Annotated in this window: 16 protein-coding genes; 4 read left to right on the forward strand and 12 right to left on the reverse strand. The window is 60.8% G+C overall.

The features are described 5' to 3' along the window. Positions 1-155 precede the first annotated feature (155 nt). The 6 genes from MHJ63_RS03590 to rsmI all read right to left on the reverse strand — a co-directional run bounded on the left by MHJ63_RS03590 (position 156) and on the right by rsmI (position 7,288). Entirely contained in the window at positions 156-1,133 is a 978-nt protein-coding gene (locus tag MHJ63_RS03590) for a 4-(cytidine 5'-diphospho)-2-C-methyl-D-erythritol kinase (RefSeq protein WP_070489968.1), read from the reverse strand. Beyond that, positions 1,130-2,080: a 16S rRNA (adenine(1518)-N(6)/adenine(1519)-N(6))-dimethyltransferase RsmA gene (gene rsmA / locus MHJ63_RS03595; protein WP_377649804.1), complete on the reverse strand. Its 951-nt coding sequence runs from the start codon at positions 2,078-2,080 to the stop codon at positions 1,130-1,132. Before rsmA ends, MHJ63_RS03590 begins: the two co-directional genes overlap by 4 nt. A gap of 161 nt (positions 2,081-2,241) precedes the next feature. Continuing rightward, on the reverse strand, positions 2,242-3,438 hold the full coding sequence (locus MHJ63_RS09900; protein ID WP_176744712.1) for a resuscitation-promoting factor: 1,197 nt from the start codon (positions 3,436-3,438) through the stop codon (positions 2,242-2,244). A 213-nt stretch (positions 3,439-3,651) separates the two neighbouring features. Next, positions 3,652-4,641 carry a TatD family hydrolase gene (locus MHJ63_RS03610; RefSeq protein ID WP_239446189.1) on the reverse strand — a complete coding sequence of 330 codons (990 nt, stop codon included), beginning with the start codon at positions 4,639-4,641 and terminating at the stop codon, positions 3,652-3,654. A gap of 113 nt (positions 4,642-4,754) precedes the next feature. Next, a complete protein-coding gene (locus MHJ63_RS03615; protein ID WP_035756215.1) occupies positions 4,755-6,233 on the reverse strand; it encodes an NAD-dependent succinate-semialdehyde dehydrogenase in 1,479 nt (492 codons plus the stop codon). A 209-nt stretch (positions 6,234-6,442) separates the two neighbouring features. After that, positions 6,443-7,288 (reverse strand): 16S rRNA (cytidine(1402)-2'-O)-methyltransferase, encoded by an 846-nt coding sequence (rsmI, locus tag MHJ63_RS03620; protein WP_239446190.1) that lies wholly within the window; start codon positions 7,286-7,288, stop codon positions 6,443-6,445. Between the two features lie 135 nt (positions 7,289-7,423). On the opposite strand from rsmI, the gene MHJ63_RS03625 reads away from it, so the two are divergent. Together MHJ63_RS03625 and MHJ63_RS03630 are read left to right on the forward strand one after the other, a co-directional pair. Further along, entirely contained in the window at positions 7,424-9,094 is a 1,671-nt protein-coding gene (locus MHJ63_RS03625; protein WP_052048455.1) for a dolichyl-phosphate-mannose--protein mannosyltransferase, read from the forward strand. 86 nt (positions 9,095-9,180) lie between these two features. Then, on the forward strand, positions 9,181-11,055 hold the full coding sequence (locus tag MHJ63_RS03630; RefSeq protein ID WP_070489974.1) for an AMP-dependent synthetase/ligase: 1,875 nt from the start codon (positions 9,181-9,183) through the stop codon (positions 11,053-11,055). Between the two features lie 102 nt (positions 11,056-11,157). On the opposite strand, the gene MHJ63_RS03635 is transcribed toward MHJ63_RS03630, so the two are convergent. Continuing rightward, positions 11,158-12,219 (reverse strand): TIGR01906 family membrane protein, encoded by a 1,062-nt coding sequence (locus tag MHJ63_RS03635; RefSeq protein WP_239446191.1) that lies wholly within the window; start codon positions 12,217-12,219, stop codon positions 11,158-11,160. Between the two features lie 82 nt (positions 12,220-12,301). Next, positions 12,302-12,688, reverse strand: a complete 387-nt coding sequence (locus tag MHJ63_RS10020; RefSeq protein WP_239446192.1) for a DUF3499 domain-containing protein — start codon at positions 12,686-12,688, stop codon at positions 12,302-12,304. Between the two features lie 141 nt (positions 12,689-12,829). Between MHJ63_RS10020 and MHJ63_RS03645 the strand changes: the two genes are divergently transcribed. Beyond that, the gene (locus MHJ63_RS03645; RefSeq protein WP_239446193.1) at positions 12,830-13,342 is read left to right on the forward strand and encodes a metallopeptidase family protein; all 513 of its coding nucleotides are present in this window, start codon (positions 12,830-12,832) and stop codon (positions 13,340-13,342) included. A 20-nt stretch (positions 13,343-13,362) separates the two neighbouring features. Here MHJ63_RS03645 and MHJ63_RS03650 read toward each other — a convergent pair whose 3' ends face one another. The 3 genes from MHJ63_RS03650 to MHJ63_RS09910 are packed head-to-tail and all read right to left on the reverse strand — an operon-like array spanning position 13,363 to position 19,125. Then, positions 13,363-14,985: a DUF5719 family protein gene (locus tag MHJ63_RS03650; protein ID WP_239446194.1), complete on the reverse strand. Its 1,623-nt coding sequence runs from the start codon at positions 14,983-14,985 to the stop codon at positions 13,363-13,365. Continuing rightward, positions 14,966-18,475: a glycosyltransferase family 2 protein gene (locus MHJ63_RS03655; RefSeq protein ID WP_275435901.1), complete on the reverse strand. Its 3,510-nt coding sequence runs from the start codon at positions 18,473-18,475 to the stop codon at positions 14,966-14,968. The genes MHJ63_RS03650 and MHJ63_RS03655 overlap by 20 nt, the downstream gene beginning before the upstream one ends. Next, entirely contained in the window at positions 18,472-19,125 is a 654-nt protein-coding gene (locus MHJ63_RS09910; protein ID WP_275435879.1) for a WhiB family transcriptional regulator, read from the reverse strand. Before MHJ63_RS09910 ends, MHJ63_RS03655 begins: the two co-directional genes overlap by 4 nt. A 432-nt stretch (positions 19,126-19,557) precedes the next feature. On the opposite strand from MHJ63_RS09910, the gene MHJ63_RS03665 reads away from it, so the two are divergent. Further along, a complete protein-coding gene (locus MHJ63_RS03665) occupies positions 19,558-20,391 on the forward strand; it encodes a TIGR03089 family protein (RefSeq protein WP_239446195.1) in 834 nt (277 codons plus the stop codon). 64 nt (positions 20,392-20,455) lie between these two features. Here MHJ63_RS03665 and MHJ63_RS03670 read toward each other — a convergent pair whose 3' ends face one another. Beyond that, entirely contained in the window at positions 20,456-20,938 is a 483-nt protein-coding gene (locus MHJ63_RS03670; protein ID WP_083285492.1) for a GtrA family protein, read from the reverse strand. Positions 20,939-21,230: the final 292 nt, after the last annotated feature.

Consider the following 21,230-nt stretch of genomic DNA (forward strand, 5'->3'; position numbering starts at 1 on the left):
GTACAGGGTTTCCTTCTCAATGAATAGTTTTCAGTGGATAGTGTGCGTGGATGCTTTCAGCGTGCAGGTTTCAGCGCGTGAAGTTCGCCAGGCCGGGCTGGCCTCCAGACCGCGCTGGCTACCAGGCCGGGCATGTCATCAGGCAGCGCTGGCCATCAAACTGCGCCGCAGTTGGGCAGGATCGAGGCCCCTGCCGCAGGTGCGCTCACCACGATGGTTTGTAGGTCGAGCTCATCACGTATCTGCATCGAGATCCGTTCCGCATGCGCTGATGAGTGCGCGATGCAGGCCAGGGTTGGCCCGGAGCCTGATACGAGCGTTTTGTGCGCCCCGGCTTCCTCGGTTCGTTCGATGACGTGCGCGAGTTCCGGTGCAAGCGCGATGCTGGCCGGAGTGAGGTCGTTATGCACGGAAGCTGCGAGCTTGAGCGGGTCCCCTTCGAGTAGGGCGTGGAGAACCTCGGGCGAGACTTCCTGAGGCGCGGGCACGCTCACATCGGCTCGTTCGCGTTGCCGGTCAAGCTCCTGATACACCTTCGGTGTTGAGAGCCCGTACGATGCCGGGATCAGAACCCAGTGCGATTCGGTGCGCAGCGGCACTGGCGCGAGGTCTTCCCCACGCCCCAGGCCGACGGCCGCGCCGCCGAACAGCGCGAAGGGAACATCCGAGCCGAGCCCCGCGGCGATCGAGGCGAGGTCTTGCCTGCTCAGACGGGTCTCCCACAGCGCATTGCACGCAACGAGTGCCGCGGCCGCGTCCGCGGAGCCGCCTCCCATGCCTCCAGCGATCGGCACACGCTTGAGGATGCGCAAGTCAGCTCCAGCGTGCACTCCGGTCGCGTCCCGCAAAGCGAGCGCGGCCTTCACTGCGAGGTTATCGGCTCCTACCGGGAAGCTCGCTTGATCCACCGCGATGCTCGATGCGTCATCGAGTTCCGCCGCGATCTCGCCGTCGTCACGGTGACGGGCGGTGACCTCTTCATCCAACCCGACCGCAAGATACAAGGTCGCAACCGGATGGAATCCGTCCTCGCGCGGGTCACCGCATTCGAAGCTGACGTTGATTTTGCCTGGTGCGCGCGCCGTGACCGTGCGCGCAAACCCCGATTGTTCCTCCAACGCTGGAAGACTCACACCCCACCACCTTGCTCTCCTACTTCTTCAACGGCAGCACTACTTTCACCTGCCGCGCCGCTGTCGCCTACCGCGCCACTGTCGCTTGCTGCAGCGCGGGCCTGGGCGATCGCGATGAACTGCTCGATCTCAAGCTTCTCGCCGCGCAGCTGCGGGTCTACTCCTGCTGCACGCAGATATTCTTCGGCTGCTGCGGCGGAACCTGCCCATCCGGCTAACGCTGCCCGTAGCGTCTTGCGTCGTTGCGCGAATGCCGCATCGATCACCGCGAACGTCGCCTCCCGCAGAGCCTCATCCCCGCGTTTGGGGCCACGCGTGAACGCAACGAGCCCTGAGCGGATCTTGGGCGCGGGCCAGAACACGTTCATCCCGATGACCCCGGCTTTGGTCATGGACCCGTACCACGCGCCCTTGACGGAAGGGACCCCATAGAGCTTGTTCCCCGGCTTCGCTGCCAAACGGTCGGCTACCTCGTCTTGGACCATGACCAAACCGGAACGGATGCTCTCAAAGCGCGCCAACAGATGCAGCACTACGGGAACCGCGACGTTATAGGGCAGGTTCGCAACCAGCGCATCGGGTGCGCCCGGCAGCTCGGTGATCTTCAACGCGTCCTCATTGATGACCGTGAGGTTCTCATGCGTGCCCGGGCGCCACTGCTCCACCGTGCGCGGCAGGCGCTCGGCCAGCCGCGGATCAATCTCCACCGCGATCACGCGCGCAGCGGCATCCAGGATCCCCAACGTCAGCGAACCAAGGCCCGGCCCCACCTCAAGCACCGTCTCATCGCCCGTGAGGTGTGCGGCGGCAACGATGCGGCGGATCGTGTTCCCATCGATCACAAAGTTCTGCCCCAGCGTCTTAGTCGGGGTCACACCCAGCTCATCGGCGAGCGCACGAATATGAGCAGCCCCCAAAAGCGGAGCTGAAGCAGAAGATTCAGGCACGTGATTCATCCCCTCAATCCTAATGTCCTTAAACGGCCAAGCCCACGATGCCGCGGGAGACTCCCGCACCATCGTGGGCTTGAACAGTGCCTATTCCGGGTGATTTATTCCGGAGCTATAAGCCAACGTTCAGGTGCTGACCTGAAAGCACAGCGTGTGGCTTAGCGCAGGCCGAGACGGCTCGAGCATGCTGGCCAGTGGCCCCAGCCACCGTTAGCGCGCAACTTCTCTGCGGTAGCAACCTGCTCAGCTGGGGTTGCCTGGTGTGGCAGCGGAGCGTACTTGGTGCCGCCGGCTGCACGCCAGGAGGAAGCGGAGAACTGCAGGCCGCCGTAGTAGCCGTTACCGGAGTTGATGCTCCAGTTACCGCCGGACTCACACTGAGCCAGTGCCTGCCAGGTCGAGGAAACGCCGCCGCTTGGAGCCTTAGCCTTCGAGCTGGACTTCGACTTCTTCTTCTTACCCTTCGAGGAGTTGTTCGAGCTCTCCTCCGAGTCCGAGTTCTCCTCAGGCTCTGGGGCTTCTTCCTTGGTGCCAACCTTGATCAGCGCATCGACTGGCTCGCGGGTCACCTTATCGGAGACCTTCTTGGTGGAGACCTTCTTACCGTTACGGATCACAGTCTCGGTCACGACCTTGCGTTCACCAGCCTTGCCTTCGGTGACCGTCTCGGTCTTGCCCTTGGCGAGCTTGGCGTCCTCTTCACGCTTGGTTTCGAACGCGATCGCCTCGGTGGTGGTCTTCTTCTTCTTTTGGATCTTGTTGTACGTGATGGTGATGCCATCAGATACAACAGTGTTCCGGGCAGGCTTCACTTCGTCGTGCTTACCAACCTTGACGCCCTTATCGGCCAGAACCGCGTCAACATCGAGTGCGGTAGTAGTCAGAGTCGACTTCTTGCCCGCGAGGTTGAGCTTGACTTCCTTAGGGGTCAGCACGGTGAGCTTCTCAGCGCTTGCCAACTGGACGTGACCGTCGAGGTTGATGTCAGAACCGTCAGCGAGATCGAGCTCATCCACCAGCTCATCCACGGTGCGTGCGGTGGTCATGACGGTCTTGTCTTCGCCGTCGACCTGGTATTCGACCTTGTGAGCGGTCAGGATGTTGACGGTGTCGCCGTTCTTGATGTCGGAGTCTACGGCTGGCGTGACACGGTCGTGTTGGCCAACGGTGACATCAGCTGCCTTCAGGGCGTCTTCTACCTTCCCACCGAAGGTACGGACGTTTTGAGATTCCCCGTCGACGACAACCTCGATGGATTTGTTATTTGCTACGAACCCCACGGTTCCCAAGACCAGCGCCGAGGCTACAGTTGCCTGGCCGCCAATGATCAGACCGCGTTTCATCTTCTTGTTCACGAAAAACCTCATGCCTTGACAGGCACTATGTTCGGGGATATTTCTTTGCACACATGACCTTTTCCATGAAGCGCTCGATGAGCGTTCACGCTCGGCCTTCAGGGAAGGAAGTGCTTGTCAGCACCACACCGAAGGTCACGATGCGATAACAATCGTAACCTAATTGTTATCAAATCGCTACTTCAGCTCCTGCACAGTTTCGGGGTATGGCTATTATTCAGGCGATTCTTGGGTGAAACCTGCGGCAAAATCCCCGTAAACACGCGTGCTGTTCTCGTTAAGTGTGTGGCAGAACTCATCTAGGTCCATGCCGAACATGTCCGCGACGAACCGCACCGCGTACGGGGTCATGTAGGGAGCGTTCGGGCGGCCCCGGAACGGGTGAGCAGTCAAGAACGGGGCGTCCGTCTCCGCCATCAACAGCTGTGGACCGGCCGCCATGATCGCTTCTCGAAGCTCATGGTTGTTCTTGAACGTCACGGTCCCGCCGAAGGAGACATACCAGCCGCGCTCGCGCGCCTTCTTCGCCATCGACACCGGACCAGAGAAACAGTGGAAGACAACCGTTCCATCGAAGTTCTCTTCTTCCAAGATCCGCACCGTGTCATCGTGCGCGTCCCGGTCATGGATCTGTACCGGCAGGTTCAAACGCTGCGCAATATCAAGATGCCGGCGGAAGGATTCGTGCTGGGGCGCCCAGCCCTCCTCGGTGGTACGGAAGTAATCAAGCCCCGTCTCTCCGATCGCCCGCACCCGGGGATGCCCAGCCAACTGCTCGATGACCGCGAGATCATCCTCAAGGGTGCCTTCCGCATAAGCCCGCGCGGCATCGTTGGGGTGCAAGGCGACCGCGGCAAGCACGCGCTGATCAGATTCCGCCGCGGCAACAGACCAGCGCGAAGACTCAACATCGGTCCCGATCTGGACTGCCCCAGAGATACCGACCTGCTCGGCGACATCCATGTGCTGGCTCACAGATAACGCGACATCGCCGTCATGGAAATCCATGTGCGTGTGGTTATCGATCACCGGGACCGGCAATGGCTGCGGGGCCGGCGGATATTCGAGCTTACGGCGAGCACCCTGCTCGTTGACGGCCGCGCGCTTACGCCCGCTGTCATCGCCGAGGCCTTCGTGGGCCTCAGGGACATAAGGCCGCGGAGTTTCACCGGGAACAACCAAACCTTGATGTTCAGAACACATATCAACAACCTTAGCGATGCACAGCGAGGTTAACGACGGAGTGAGGTTAACGACGGGGTGGCCACCGCTGATGCGATGGCCACCCCGTTAGGTCACAGTCTGTGCAGAAGGCTTTACTTCTTGGCGTATGGGTCTGCGATACCGATGTACTGCACGGTGCTGTACTCCTCGATACCTTCGGCGCCACCTTCACGCCCCAGACCGGACTGCTTGACGCCACCGAATGGTGCGGCAGCGTTGGAGATCACGCCCTGGTTGAAGCCGACCAACCCGAATTCGATCTGATCCGCCACACGGATCAGGCGGTTGTAGTCCTTCGAGTAGATGTAGGAGGCCAAACCGTATTCGGATGCGTTGGCGAGTTCGATCGCTTCGTCCTCGGTAGCAAACGTCGTGACGGGGGCGACGGGGCCGAAGATCTCTTCACGCAGGATCTCGGCGTCGTGCGGAACATCGGTCAAGACGGTCGGGCGATAGAAGTAGCCGTCGCCTTCGATCTTCTCGCCACCGGTCGCGACCTTAGCACCCTGTTCAACCGCTTTAGTCACGATCGAGTGGATGTCCTCACGAGCGGACTCCTCGATGACCGGGCCAACGTTGACGTCTTCTTCGGTGCCGCGGCCAGGCTTGAGGGCGGCCATCTTCTCAGCGAACTTGCGGGTGAACTCTTCGGCGACCGAATCCTGGACCAGGAAGCGGTTCGCCGCGGTGCAGGCCTCACCCATGTTGCGCATCTTCGCCGCCATAGCGCCCTCAACCGCATCGTCAATGTCGGCGTCATCGAACACGATGAATGGCGCGTTGCCGCCCAACTCCATCGAGGTACGCAAAACGTTGTCTGCGGCGTCCTTGAGCAACTGGCGCCCCACCGGGGTGGAGCCGGTGAAGGAGACCTTACGTAGACGGTGATCCTGCATGATGGGGCCAGAAATCTGGGAAGCCGACTTACCAGCAACCACGTTCAAGACACCTGCTGGAAGGCCTGCCTCCATCATGACCTGAGCGAACAGCTGGGCAGTCAGCGGGGTCAACTTAGCTGGCTTCAAAACCATAGTGCAGCCGGCAGCTACAGCAGGAGCAACCTTGCGGGTCGCCATCGCCAGCGGGAAGTTCCACGGCGTGATCAGCAAGCACGGCCCAACAGGCTTGTGCTGCACGATCATCTTCATGTTGCCTTCAGGGGTCTCGTTGTAGCGGCCGTTGTGACGCACCGCTTCCTCAGAGAACCACCGCATGAACTCGTTGCCGTACTTAACCTCGCCCATCGCCTCGTTCAGAGGCTTACCCATCTCCAAGGTCATGAGCAGAGCGAAATCCTCGGCGCGTTCCTGAATCAGTTCGAAACCACGGCGCAGAATCTCAGAACGTTCACGGGCAGAGGTGCGAGCCCACGACGCCTGCACAGCATCAGCCGCATCCAAAGCGGCCTTAGCATCCTCAGAGGTGGCAGAGGCCAACGTAGCCAAAACCTTCCCCGTTGCAGGGTCGAGAACATCGAACGTTCCGCCATCAGAGGCATCGCGCCATTCACCATTGATCAGCAACCCCTTCGGGACTGATTCCAGCAGTTCGGCTTCGCGCTGTGAAGTCATGGTTCTCCTTTGCCACGGATCATCGAGGTCTACTTAGCTCAACTTATACGTGCGGCAAACTATTCCGCTAGAAAGCGACGCCGCATTTCGCTGACTGGCCCGGCTCGCCAGGGCCAGGTCCATTTCACGGCCAGGTCCCTTTTACGGCCGGGCAACACTTACGGCCAGGTCCCTTCCGCCGCCGAGCCACGCTTACCGCCGGGCCACACTTATGGCCGGGCTTTGACCGCCGCGTCATAGAGTTCCCGCCGGGACACCCCGTAAGCCTCGGCAAGCGATTTGCACACGTCTTTGAGCCGTTCACCTTCAGCTACCCGCTCTAGGACCAGCGGAACTAACTCTTCGATGCTGGCTTCAGCTTCTTCAGCGGCACCTTCTAACACCACTACGATCTCGCCGCGTGGAGGATCCTCCGCCACCCCGGCAAGCAACTCTTCTAAAGTTCCACGCCGATGCTCTTCAAACATTTTTGTAATCTCACGTGAAATCACGGCGCGGCGCTGCCCACCCAAACCCTCGGCGAGCGCTTGAAGGGTCGCCTCGATCCGGTGCGGGGTCTCATAGAACACGACGGTGCGCGTCTCCGTACTCACCGCGCGGATGAAGGCTGTGCGTTCAGAAGCCTTGCGCGGCATGAATCCTTCGAACGTGAACCGGTCTGTCGGCAACCCCGATGCGGCGAGTGCACAGATCAGTGCCGAAGGCCCCGGGATCACCGTGACGGGCACATCCTCGATGACCGCGCGCGCAACAATCCGGTAGCCAGGATCAGAAATACCTGGCATGCCTGCATCACTGACCACCACCACGTGCGCCCCACGGCGAGCCCGCTCCACCAACTCATCCGCACGCGAACGCTCATTATGTTCGTGATACGCAACCAACTCACCGCGAGCCCTAATCCCCAAAGCCCGCAACAGCTTCGCCGTGGTCCGCGTGTCCTCACACGCCACCACATCGGCCTCTTCCAACGCCGCGAGCAACCGCGGGCTCGCATCCCCAATATTCCCAATCGGGGTACCAGCAATCTCGATGCGACCAGCTACATCACTCACACCACCAGCCTACCCAGCCGCCACTACACCAACACCGCGGCACATCGCCTCCGCTACAGTGTGTCCGTATTACTTTGGTATTACCCTCCTAGCCATCTTCCGGCCTCAAACCCCGTAGTTCAGTAGAGTAAGCCTGTGACTGTTTCCGCGCGCACCACTTCTCAAGCTCAACGGCAACAGCACGCCCACCGCAAACAGGGGGCGCAGCTGAGCCGTTCAAGACCGAGCCTCGACGAGCTACTGCTCCGCCTCACCGGCATGCCCGGCGGCAAGCTCAACACGGTCGTTTCACACGCGCGCTGGTGGCTACCTCTGCTGATCGGTGCACTCGCCGCGATCATCAGATTCTTCAACCTGGGCCACCCACACCAACTCATTTTCGACGAAACCTACTACGTCAAAGACGCCTACTCACTTCTGAACTACGGCTACGAACGCCAATGGCCGCAAGACATCAACGAAGACTTCGTCAACGGATCGGCAACACCGAGTAACGAGGCCTCCTACGTCGTCCACCCACCACTGGGTAAATGGATCATGGCGCTGGGAATGGCGATCTTCGGAACAGACACCGGGCTCGGCTGGCGTGCAGGCACCGCTTTCGCCGGAACCATCGCAGCCGTCTTCACAACCATGGCCGCAACCCGCCTGTTCCGCTCCGCCGTATGGGGCGGGCTCGCCGGAGTATTCGTAGCGCTCGACGGCCAACAGATCGCGCTATCGAGGACCGGGATCCTCGACATCTTCTACTTCATGTTCATCACGATCATCGCGTGGCTCGTACTCGTAGACCGCGATTACGGGCGCCGCCAACTGGCCTACGCGCTCGCCGGAGACGCCGAGGCCTCTAGCGATAAACGCAAGGTAGCGGCCCTCTATAAAGGGGTGGGGCCGCGCTTATGGTCCCGGCCGTGGCAGATCGGCATCGGTGTTTCACTGGGTGCCTTGTGCGCTATCAAATGGTCCGGAATCACCTTCGTCGCTGTCTTCGGCCTACTCATCGTGTGGTGGGACTGCCAAGCCCGCCGTGCCGCTGGGATCCAACAATGGCTCAAAGGCGGCGTACTCCACAACGGCATCCCCGCGTTCATCCGCGTAGTACCCGTCGCGGCACTGACCTATCTTTTCACCTGGCTACCGTGGCTGATGCAGCCGCGCGCCTGGGGCCACGGGCTCGCCGAACGCGAAGGTGCGGCATGGGTCAAGCTCTTCCCAGCACCGCTAGCTGACCTGCTGACCTACCACGGCAAGGCCTACGCATTCCACACCGGGCTGACCAAAGACCACGGCTGGGCGTCCAACCCGTGGACCTGGCTCGTTGCAGGGCGCCCAACGCTGTTCAAATGGGACACCACCACCCGCGACGGCGTCGAATGCGAACCCGGCCGCAACTGCGTCCAAATCATCACCGACCTACCCAACCCGCTCCTGTGGTGGGCCGGGACCCTCTGCATCTTCATCGTGCTGTGGGCCTTCCTCGCTCGCCGCGACTGGGTAGCACTCATGATCCTGGCAGGTGTTGTAGCCGGCTACATCCCGTGGCTGTTCTATCCAGAACGCACGATGTTCTTCTTCTACACGACCGGCTTCCAACTCAGCTGGATCCTCGCAGTCGTCTATGCGCTACGTATGCTCGCCCCGCCACCGGGCACGCCCAAGCTCCAAGCGAAGATCCGCACCGGAATCCTAGCCGGCATCGTCGCCATCATCCTGCTCACATCCGCTTTCTTCCTACCGATCGTCACAGGCGGAACACTTTTGAGCGAACACGCCCAGTGGCGCATCTGGATACCAAGCTGGACATAACCCGTCCGCCCCCCTATCCGGTGCAGCCGACTGCCCCACCGCTAGAACCCATCGGCCTTCAAGGAGAATCAGTGCGCGAACGGTGCATGCCGCAACTTGAAACGTTGCCATCCAACTACAACACGCCACAGCTGTTGCTCGACCGGATTGCACGCAACAAGCCCCTACCCGTCTACTCCGTCTATGACCCCAATGCCGAAACCTGGGTGGACGTTACCGGGGAACACTACAAACGCCTCGTAACCGACCTCGCTAAAGCCCTCATCGCCCACGGTTTCGAAGAAGGCTCCGTGCTCGCGATCATGGCCCCCACATCCTTCGAATGGGCACTAGCCGAACAAGCCGCATGGTTTGCAGGCGGGATCTCCGTATCGATCTATGAGACCTCCTCGATCTCCCAGATCGAATGGATCCTCACCGATTCCGGGGCAAGCCACCTTTTGACCCAAACACCGGACGCCTCCGACCCGGCCGCGCAAGCGGTAGCGAATCTGCCTGCAGACCGCGCGCCACGCCACCTGCGCATGGACGTCGTCAACGACGCCGGCCACCCAGCCACGGTTCTCTACGACGGTGTACCCGTGGGCGCCGGACTCGCAGACCTCATGGCCTCCGGACGTGACTCCGGGGTGCCCGACGACGAAGTGAACCTTCGCCGCAGCCGCCCGGGACTCAACGATCCCGCAACCCTCGTGTACACCTCCGGAACCGTCGGGCGCCCTAAAGGGTGCATCATCACCCACGGCAACATCACGCTCGTAGCCGTCAACCTCGTTGAGCACTTGAGCGAAGTCGTTGGAGAGGGCGGGCGCACCGCGCTGTTCCTGCCGCTGGCCCACATCCTCGCCCGTGCCGTACAGCACGCATGCATGTACCGCGACATCACGGTCTCCCACTGCTCACCGCGCACCGTGACCCGAGACCTCCCGAACATCAAACCAACATTCCTGCTTGCAGTGCCGCGCATCTACGAAAAACTCATGGCTGGCGCGCTCGCCAAAGCAGAAGCCGAGGGCAAGGGCTGGCTGTTCCGCCGCGCCCGCTACATCGCGACCCAACGCGGACGCGCCGAAGACCAGGTGCGCCGCGGCCAACAGAAACCACGCAGCAACCCGCTGCATGAGGCCGAATACCGGCTATACAACAAGCTCGTGTACCCGAAGATCCGCGAAATCATGGGTGGAGAAGTTCGCTACTCGATCTCCGGGGCCTCTCCCCTGTTCCCGGACCTCGCGCACTTCTTCAACGCGATCGGCCTCGGCGTGCTCGAAGGCTATGGCCTCACCGAAACCACCGCACCCTTGAGCGTGAACATGCCAGGTATACAGCGCGTCGGCTCGGTCGGTTTGCCGATCCCCGGAACCTGCGTGCGCATCGCCGATGACGGCGAAATCCTGGTGAAAGGCATCGGGGTTTTCGCCGGCTATTGGAACAACCCGGAAGCCACTCAGGAAGCCTTCAACGACGAGGGCTTCTTCTACACTGGCGACCTCGGTGAGCTCGATGAAGACGGCTTCCTCACCGTTACCGGACGTAAGAAAGACATCATCGTGACCGCCGGCGGTAAGAACGTTGTCCCCGGCCCGCTCGAGGAGATCGTGCGGGAAGGCCGCATCGTGTCCCAGGTTGTTCTCCTGGGTGATGACAAGCCTTTCGTTTCAGCGCTGGTGACCCTGGATGAAGACGAACTACACACCTGGGCGAAAGCAGAGAAGGTCTCCGGAGTAGCGACCCTGGCCGATGCGGTGCGCAACATGCGCGTGCATGAGGAAATCCAGTCATACATCAACCGCGCCAACTCGACCGTGTCCCGGGCTGAATCTATCCGCAAGTTCGTGATCCTCGATGAAGACTTCAGCGAGGACGAAGGCACCCTCACTCCATCGATGAAGGTACGCCGCCCGCAGGTCTATCAGCAGTATGCTGACACGATCAACACGATCTACCGCAAACGCTCATAGCTGGGCGGCAACGTAGGTCAACAACACGGGTGGGCGGTAGCTGTGGCCAGCTACCGCCCACCCGTGTTTGAGCTCAAGCCTCAACGGCGGGGCCGTGTTCGTTTAGCGTTGATCGAACGCATCGTATTCGATGACGTAGTCCGAACCGTCTCGTTTCTCTTCCATCTGCTTGCGAGACAGCTCCCGGCGGCGGCGGGTTGGCCACGTCACGAGCATCAAAACCAGGTTGCCCACGAGCAACAGGCCGCCAAGTATGCCTGCCGCGATGACCCAGTATTGCGGCGGGTAGAGCCGGATGAGCGAATCATCCCACGCGAACTGCCAGTTACCTTGTGAGAAGAAGAACTGGTGGAAGCCAACAAAGAACTCCTCCCAGCCAACCAACGCCACAGCCGCGCAGATGAGCAGCACCGCGAACGTTACGATCGAGCCGGCGAACAGGCCCCTGCGGACGCCTCCCGGGTAGGTTTTACGCAGGATGATGAAGCTGATCAGCAGAAGAACGAGCGCGATCACACCGAGCAGGTAGCACAGGTGCACAAGCGACTTGACGTCGGCCATGTGCGAGACCTCGTTGGCGGTGAACAGCGGACCTTCGTCGGTCTGGACTTGGGAGAGGTACTTACTTGGCGCGAAGTTGTTGAGATAGTCCACCCCGTATGAGCCATACAGAACGCGGTCGCCGCGGGTGAATCCTGCCGGGTCTGCCGGGAAACCTGGAATGTGGTAGATAAACCACAAGACAGCGGAAGAGGCGACCAACCGAACGGCCGCTGCGAGCAACACGAACGGGGTCAAGACAGCGACTACCCACTGCAGGATGCGTGGGAAGACCGGCTTATAGTCGAGGCTCGCAGCAACAGTTTCATGCGAGGTCTCATCGCTGTAACCAGGCGTGGGCTTCTCCGAAACAGGCAAATACGTGCCCTGATCCCCAGACTGCTCTGAAGCCGGTGGCGCCCCGAGCACGGCGGTCTCAGATGCTGGCGGATGCTCAGACACCGGCGGGAACGCCTGGGTCGCTTCCTGGCTTTGGTTCAGATCACGGCTTTCGTTCGGGTTCGCAGGATCCGCCGGAGATTCAGGCGTCGCAGGGCCTTTGGGTCCCGTTGGGTTTTGCTCGTCTCTGTCCGCTTTCCAAGGATCAGGGGTATTCAGCGACATCGAGGGTCCTTTCCGCCCCAGAATTGCTAAGAGGAGGGGCGTTGAAAGAGAAATCTAGAGCGCGGCGCTGCCGGTGAAGGTTTTAGTCGTCATCACGCACCAAGTGCAGGCCGGGTTTGGCTGGTGGCGGAGCGTTCTCGCCACCGAGGCGCTCGCGTGTGCGGCGCGGGGCTGTCCTTTCAGCTTGTTCCTGGTCCCGCTGTTCCTCTTGGTGGAGGGCATCTGCCAGGGCATACATGTCGTCCTTGGACAGTGGTTTCCGCTGCTCTGGGATGTCTAGCCGCAGAAGCTCCCAGCCGAGCGGGACCGATAGGCGGTCGGCGTGGTGGTGGCACAGATCGTATGCGTGCGGCTCCACTTTCAGAGCCAACGGGCCGAGCACGGCGGTGGAGTCTGCGTACGCATACGTCAAGGTTGCGTACGCTTCCCTGCGGCACCCTGGACGAGAACAAAAACGTTGAGATTCCACGCTTGATAGCGTACTAGTCGCGTTAGGTAAAGAGGTGGAGGCAGGGCCGCAAACTGATGCGTGACTCTGCTCAATGGCTCTGGGCTCAACCTTTTGGGCCCAACCTTCTGGGTATCGGATGGGCGTGGATATGCTGGCGGTATGAGCTGGAGAATCGATCCACACCCGCACAGAGAAGGTTCGTTGGCTTCGCGGGCAGTCAGTGGGGGCGTTCAACGTCGCCGCGCCGATGCGCGGGGTCGATGGCGTGGAAACGTCCTTCCGCCGATGTCGCCTGGTGCTGAGCGCCGGAATCAGCGGGTTGAACAGATCATGTGGGAGGTTGTTGACCGGCTTTTCGAAACGTGGGCAGGTGAGCTTCAGGGCATCAATTTTGTGGTGCGGACCGCACCGACCTCCGCGTCCCTGGAGCGGGCTACCGCCCGCGGTGAAACGGTCCCGCTCGGGGTTGCAACAGTGAGGCAAGAGCGCCGGAACCCACACCGCAGCACACGCCATGTGGTGTTGTTTCGCAGACCGATCGAGACCTCGGCTGTGGATGAGCACCACTTGGCGCACATCGTCGCTGACGTTGTGATTGAGCTCGTGAGTGAGTTCCTCAACGTCCCGCCTGAAGAGATCGACCCGATCTATGGGACAGGCCCTCACCGTTAGATACCGGTAGCCCGCGGTTTCTAGTATTCGCCGCTTACGGATCGCGGAGCAACCGGGTTCAGATCCACCCGCACTGCAGCGTTGGATTGATCCGTGTTGAGAACATTCATCGCAGCGATTCCCACGCCGTCGGTAGTCACAACCGATGCGTAGGCTTCTCCGCGGCTAGAGGCAACGTGCAAGCCCACCGCGTTCTTAGCTGGCTCGACTTCAACCGTGCGCTGGGCAGCGACTTCAACGCGCTGAGCTTTACCGAGCGTGCCGTTACCTAAGACCGGCGTGACCGTAACCACCGCATCGTGGTCTGCGAAGATCCTCAACCGCGCCGCCCCCTGCTCCGGAAGCGCAACCAGGTTCTGGTTGCCCAGCGCTGAGGTGCCAGGGATATATGCCACGTCGTGGGCCTTATCGGCGTCCTGTCCGCGAAGTAGCCGCGCGGTCGCAGCAACCGAAGTATCCGCCTCAACCACGATCGAATAGGTGCCCGCCGGCAAAGCATCCGTAGCAACACTGCCCACGCTGCGCCCTTCCAAGGCCACTGAGCCGAGGTCAACAGACGTGCCGTTATCGCGCACCGCCGTCACGGTGGCCTGAGTTTTCTTAGCCGCCGGGTTGTAGAGGATGACGGAGGGGGTCAGATCCCCTGCTTCCTCAGTGCGGCGTGCGGAACGGTCAGCCGCAGGGTCTTGAGCCTGAACACCCGGGATGATCACCTTCTGACCCAGCTCGGCTTGAGCCTCAACACTGTCGATACCACCGGGAACCAAACCTCTGAGCGCGGTCTGAGCCACAGCGGCACGCACAGGCGAGCCCGAAGAATTCACCGTGACCGCGACCGCATCGGCATCAGAGGCAGCCGAGGCCAGGTTGATCGTGCGAGTATCGCCCGGGTTGAGCGTGAACTGCGGGATTCCAGCCGAGCTCACCCCATCCTTGGTAGAGACATCGACCTGCACCGTAGCGGTCGCCTGTTGCGTGTTAGTCACCACCAAAACAGCGGCATGCCCCAACGTTGTGGAGCCACCCACAATCGTGTGTGACGTAGAAGGTGCCGTGCACGGCACACTCGCGAAACCTTCCAGGTCCCCATCCTTTTGCCGGATAGTACGCACACCCGCCGCCGGTGAAGCATTACCGCCGAGCCCCTGAACCGTGAACCACGCCGAATCGTTGGCCTTCACACCACCCTTGCCAACGGCCTTCGTTCCAGACAGGCCCTGTTCGTTACGCGTTGCGACCTTGAGAGCTTCCTGTTCCGGAAGATCCTTCGAAACCTGCTCAGTCTTATCCCCGCTTACGATGCGCGCTCCAGGAACGCGCATACCCCGGTCCCCTAAGGCTATGCCGCGCAGCGTGGAGGACGCGTGGTCAGCGCCAGGCGCGTAGGCAGAATCCGTGGCCCCCTGATTGGTGGAAGCCGCCGCGATAGTAGGCCCGCACACAAGTGTGCTTTCAGAAACCGGCAACGAGGTCGCAGCGATCGCCACCGGCTCCCCGTCTGTGTCCGGGGCTAAGAAATGATCAGCCACCGAAACAGCACCGAAACCTGCAACGAGCAACGCACCAGTGGCGGCGGCGAGAACAACCTTCGAACGCGACCGCGCGGTGCGAGGCGCTGGATCGTCAGTCTTCTTTTCGCTCACGCTCACCCTCCTCCACTAGGTCAGTCTCTGACACACCTGCTGGACCAGATTCATCTGCTGGGTCGGGTTCAGTTGCTGGTTCAGATTCATCTGCTAGTTCAGGCTCAGCTGCATGCTCCGGCGTGTCCGTTGCTTCGGTTTCCGGCGCGTTTGTTGCTACCGCATCCGGATCGTATGGTTCACGGTAGACCGGCACGTAGCGGACGCGGTTGCGCCATCCGCGCGGCATCGGCATCATCGACAGCGCACAGAACGCCGCTACGATCGCCGAAAGAATCAGCCACGGGGTCTGCCACCACGTCGAATACGTAATATTCAACGTGCCGTCCTCTACGGGCAACTCGAAGGCCTGCATCCAGCCCTTGTATTTCTGTGGTTGCAGATCTTTACCGTTGAGGCTTGCGCTCCAACCGGAATCGAAGTTCTCTGCCATGACCACCAAGCGGCCAGAACCTTCCGAGCCAGCTTGTCCTTCCGAGCCAGCCGATCCTTCCGAGCCAGGTTGCGTGGTCTCAATCTTCTGATCGGTCACCGCGCCGTGCTCGCTCTTGAGCAGCTGCAGCATCGTGCCATCAGCGGCCTCAACGCGTACGCGAGAAGTGACAGAGCCCGTCAGCTCATAGAGTTCCTGAGTCGCCTCCGAAGTGTCCACTTGCCACAGCCAGGCCGGCGACCGCTCGCCACGGGTCACCGCGGCGATACCAGGGATCGAATCCAGGTTCTTCGCAACACTGCCATTATTAGGTGCGGCCTTCATCACGATGTAGCCAACACCCAGTTGCCTTAGCGTTTCAGCGGCATCGCCGCCGTCACCGGAAACCAAACCGGCAACAGCTTCCTTGGCTAGGTTTTGGCCCTTCGGCGCCTCAGCGATCACGGTGCCAGACGGATCCAACACGCTGCCACCCAGCGCGCTCGCGTGCGGACGTAAACGCACCTCTTCCAGATGCAAGCCATCACCGGTCACGATGTTGGCGCGGAAGAGACCATCCTCGGCACCGGATAGAACAAGGGTGCGTTCCTCAAACGGCCCCACACCGCGGTCAGCTGCTGTGACCGGAAGCGTCGTTTCCTCCACAGCGTGAACAGCAGGTTGCATCCCTAGACCACGGTCAGCATCCTGAGCAGCCGAATCCGATTGCGTCATCGGAGCCAGCCAGGTGGTCCCACTCACCAGCATCGTGACCATGACCGAGTAAGCAACCAGCCTGCCCGTCCACCGTGTCCGCTGCACGTGCGCCCGGATCCGTACAGTCCCCGCCTCACGCATCGCGCCGGCCGAGAACACAAAAGCGAGCCACACGAGGCTCACCGCGGAACCCACGTAATAGTGGGTGCGTTGCCCACCAACAGTGGAGGCAACCAGCCAGCTCGCAGCAACCGATGCCGTGAACACAACCAACGCAACCAAGGCAAACACTCGGATCCACGTAGCCCGCTTGAGCGGAGCAACCAGGCCGATCAAGCCCATCAGCAGCAACGGAACACCGCACGCCAGCGCAACGATCAGCGCTCCATGACCTCCAGGAAGCCAACCCCACCCCGTCACGGTAGAGCCCGCGTCGAAACCCGATGGGAAACCCAGCAAAGCCTGCCACGCAGGCGTCGGCTCACCTGGTAGCGGCAAGCCAGGTTGCGCCAAAGCAATCCGCGGGGTGCGGATCGCATCAAGGATCGTAGGGGCGGAAGCGATCAACGCAGGAGCAGGAACCCACGCCAACACCCGAGCCCGGCGAGAAACCACGGCGGCAACCAGCGTGAAGACTACAAGCGGGACCAGCCACAACGGCTCAGCGGCAACCACCACAACGGCAAGAACACTCGCGAAAACAGCCGAAGGCCACGAGGACAGCCCTTCATTCTCCGAATAGGAGGCAACGCCCACCGCGCCACGAACACCTACCGCGCGCGCCAACGCATACACCAACAGCGGGAGAACAACATGCACCAACGCGGGAGCGATCCGGCCTTGCGTCAAATCAACCGCGAACACCGGAGCCAAAGCCCACAGCAACGCGCCGATGCCGCGGAAAGCCGGAGCGCGCGTGACCAGACGCAGAGCCCACCACATCGTGAACGCGGCAGCCGGCAAAGCTAAGAAATAGGCGACCACAATACCCATCGGAGCGTTACCGCCGCTGATGAGTGCAAGCCAGAACAAGATCCCAGCGAAAGCATCCGGCCCAGAGGCCATACCGAACATCTCGGTGGACCACGGCGAAACCGCGGCATGCCACATCTGTGACAGCGAATCATTCGGCGTCAACAACGCTCCACCTGCGATGCCCTTAGCCATGATCGCGCCACGGAACGTCACCGCGCCAACGATCGCGGCGAGAGCCACCGCGATCACCCCGGCAGCAACGCCGCGGGTCGTACGGCCATCGGCGGCCGCGGCCTCAAAGGAATCATCGTCACCGCTGGCTTCGGCACGCGTTGTCTGATCCGCTTGGGCTTCAGCATCATGCAACATCAACCCGTCGCGGATAGCCCGCTCGTGGTCTCTGTATTGCGCACGGCCCACCAGAAGCCTGTTCACACTCGAACGAGGAACCTTCCGGATACGCCGCACCGATTTCCGGCCCCTGCGCACCGCCCCCATGCGGGTCAACGGGGCGAACGCGTGCCGGAACTCAAGCCCCGCAGTGTGCGTATCTCCAGCAATCAGGCGCGCCACAGCGCTACCCAGCCCGGACACGATCATCCACAGGCCAAGAAAAAAGGAAGTCAGCGGTGCCGCATACTTCAAACGCGTGTATTTCGCGGCAGCGTATTGGGCGTCCTCACCCGCGATGTCCTTGACCACATCGGGCCGGTGAAACATATACGCACCCGGAACAAGCACCACACGGTGGCCTGCAAGCCATGCACGCCGCCCCAAATCGACGTCATCGCCAACACCAGGAAGAGCCGGATCAAACCCGCCGAGCTCCTCAAACACATCGCGGCGAATCAACATCCCAGCAGAGTTGACGCCTAAACGGTCCGTATACATGTCGTACTGGCCTTGGTCTTTTTCTTCAAGACCAACACCAGCGAACCGTTCACCGTGGCGGGTCAGGCTCAGACCGGCGTCCAGCAGATGCACTCGGTCGCTGGCATCCACCTGTTTAGCGCCAGCGACCGCGGTGGATTCAGACTTGCTGATCTCCGCAAGCATCAACTCAAGCGCATCAGCGGCAGGCTCGGAGTCATCGTGGATAAACCACAGCCATTCACGGGCTGCGCTTTCGCCCTGCGAAGGCATGTGATCTACAGCTCGCTGAACAGCCGCACCAAAGTGGGTTCCAGGCTCTTCTAAGACCACGGCCGACTCAGGTAGAAGCTCGCGAAGTAGCTGCGCGGAGCCATCCCGTGAACCCGTATCAACGCCATATAACGCATCGACCGGCCGGGTCTGGGTCATAAGACCTTCGACCGTGGCCGGTAAAAACGATGCGGCATCATGGGTGACAACAACTGCCGTTACATGAGCTGCGCTACTGATCAGGCACCCTGCTTTCGAAGTCGACGACGCTCACGCTCAGACATCCCGCCCCAGATACCAAAGCGTTCGTCATTCTTCAGTGCATATTCAAGACACTGTGCACGGACCGCGCACGAACCGCAAACCTTCTTAGCGTCACGGGTTGAGCCGCCCTTTTCAGGGAAGAACGCTTCCGGATCAGTCTGGGCACACAGTGCCTGGGTCTGCCAGCCGAGCTCACCGTCGTCTGCCATTCCCATGAATTCGGAGAGTGAAACGAACTGCTGGGACGACGGCTTCTCCACCTCGGCAGGAGCTGATCCTGCACTCGGTGCCGCTTCGAGTAGGCTCGTCGCATTTCCAGCGTTCGTTTCGGCATTACCAAACTGGTCAGCATTGAACTGCGTAGCACCTGGCCGTGCAGTGTCGAGTTGAGTGGCATCGAAACCCTCGGTGTGCAGCGGCGTTACAGTCGCCAGCGCTTCCGGGGCATCGGAAGAGGAATGCGCCGCCAGGAAAGCGGTCGCAGCATCTTCTAAGTCAAGAATGCTGTTGTAGCGCGTGCCGGCTTCAGGGTCCGCTGGATCGAGGAACCAATCGCCGGGCACATCGCGCGTAACAACTGCTCGCTCCTCGCGGGCCTCCGCGAGCTCGTAGCGGTCACGCTGTGCCATGTGTCATGCGTCCCTTCATCCGTTCGCCACATCAAAATCTTGCGCCGTTTTCGACGCCTCCCACCTCAGGTCAGCTTCCTAACAATTGCATAACCGTTGGGGGTGGTTTGGCGCGCCTAGCTCACTCGTACCCTCAGGTGTACTACCGAGCTCGGCGCACACACATAATTACATCCACGTAAGAACGATTCGTCAAATGCCGACGTCGCGAAATCGAGCCAAAAAATGGCTTTTGTATCACCATGAAGATTGAGGCCGCAAGCCTGGAGCTACTACACAAAAACCTTTGCGTTAGCTTAGAAATTATTAGGTATTTGCGCTGTTTGGGGTGTTTTGCGGTCGCCTAGAAAGACTCGGGCAGATCAAAAAAGTGACCATCCGAGGGTGTCTGAGAACTACCTTTCAAGCGCTTCCCTGACGTTAAATATGAGTATGACTTCTACCCCCAACACCCCCTCACCTCACACTCCCCCACTACACGATGAGTCGCTCGGGCTCAGGATCCCCCAGGCCCTGAGTTTGATCGCTGAGCGCGGAACCGCGACCACACCCCTACTGGTCGACCGAACCCGTGGCCACCGCATCGAACTCTCCGGCCGGGTACTTGTTAACTGGTGGGCAAAGAACGCCGGCTTATTAGAGATGGAATTCGGGATCGGCCCCGGATATACGGTCCATCTTGACGTTCCTCCGCATTGGCGCACACTCCCACTAGCGTTGGCAGCCCTTTCTTTAGGCGCTACCGTCACGGATCATGAGGAAAGCGCCGACCTCGTCATCACTGGCAATCCCTCCGCGCACATGTCCGCCCCTGACGTCCTGGCAGTAACACTTGAGGCCCTCGCGGTTTCCTTCCCGGGCGAAGTCCCCGAAGGGATGGTCGATCACGCAGCTGAGGTCCGCGCACAACCCGATGCGCTGGCGTTCGCGGCCGCTGCCGCCGCGCAAGCAGCGTGGGACGTCGATGGTCTAGACACCACCGCGCTTGAACACATGGCTTACACGGAGGCCAACGATGGCGCAGCCACGTCCGTCTCCTGGCTTGGGGTAGGCGGGACCGCCGTTCAGGCTGAGGCGGCTCGGGATGCCACGGCTGACGGCTGGAGGTCCGGTGAATGGTCGATGGCTATGGCATCGCTTTTGGCATGCCGATCCGAAGGTTCGCTGGTCCTGCTGCCCCTCGATGCCTTGGTTGAGGGTAAGCCGACTGATTCGCTATGCGAACAAGAACGCATCACACGAGCCATCACTACGGGTGTTGTATAACGCGTGCTAAGAGCATGACCTCACACTGAGTGCGCCACCGAGTGCTCAGAGCGTGACCGAGTGTTCAGAGCGTGACTTCGTGGCGCTGCTTGGTCTCGGTGGCGCTTGCCTCGTTGAAGACCCACAAGCGGTAGGCGATGAAGCGGAAAATGGTTCCGAGCACGAGCCCCACAACGGAGCCTGCGATGAACAGCGCCATCGGGCTGGTCATCTGAAGCACGTACTTGGTGAAGAAGACACATCCGGCAGCAATCAGCAGGCCAATCGCGTTCATCACGGCAAAGAGCACGAATTCTCGCGCCCACCGGTTGTTGCGGCGGTGGCGGAAGGTCCACCAGCGGTTTGCAGCCCACGAGAAGATCGAGGCGACCACGGTCGCCCACCCTTTAGCCCACACTTCCGCATCTGACATCGGGCCTTTGATAAGCCACAGGAACACGGCTGTGTCGATAACCCAGGCAACAGCGCCCACGACACCGAACTTGGCGACTTCGCGCCACATCACTTCGATGAGAGTACGCATTTTGCTCCAAAGGGTTCGCATCATGCGGTGCCTCCTCGTTGCAGTAAATATGGCGCTGATATTCTCACGGCGCTGTCGTTGTCAGTACGCAGTCGTTGTCAGTACGCTGTCTCTTACGGAGCTAATCGTTGCGGCAGAGCGTGTGTAGCGAGCCCACCCGGCCCACTGTCTCGCGTTCTACCCGCGGTCTCATTCTGCCCACTGTACTGGCGGTTTTCGTTTTTCTTGTAGTCCTGTAGGTGGATGCGTACCGTGTGGGTCGCAGATCACATTCAGCCTGCTCGGATGAGCCCTGGTCTACAAGGGCCTTATCTTA

Source organism: Pseudoglutamicibacter albus (genome assembly GCF_022346425.1).
In the GTDB taxonomy this organism is placed as follows: domain Bacteria; phylum Actinomycetota; class Actinomycetes; order Actinomycetales; family Micrococcaceae; genus Pseudoglutamicibacter; species Pseudoglutamicibacter albus.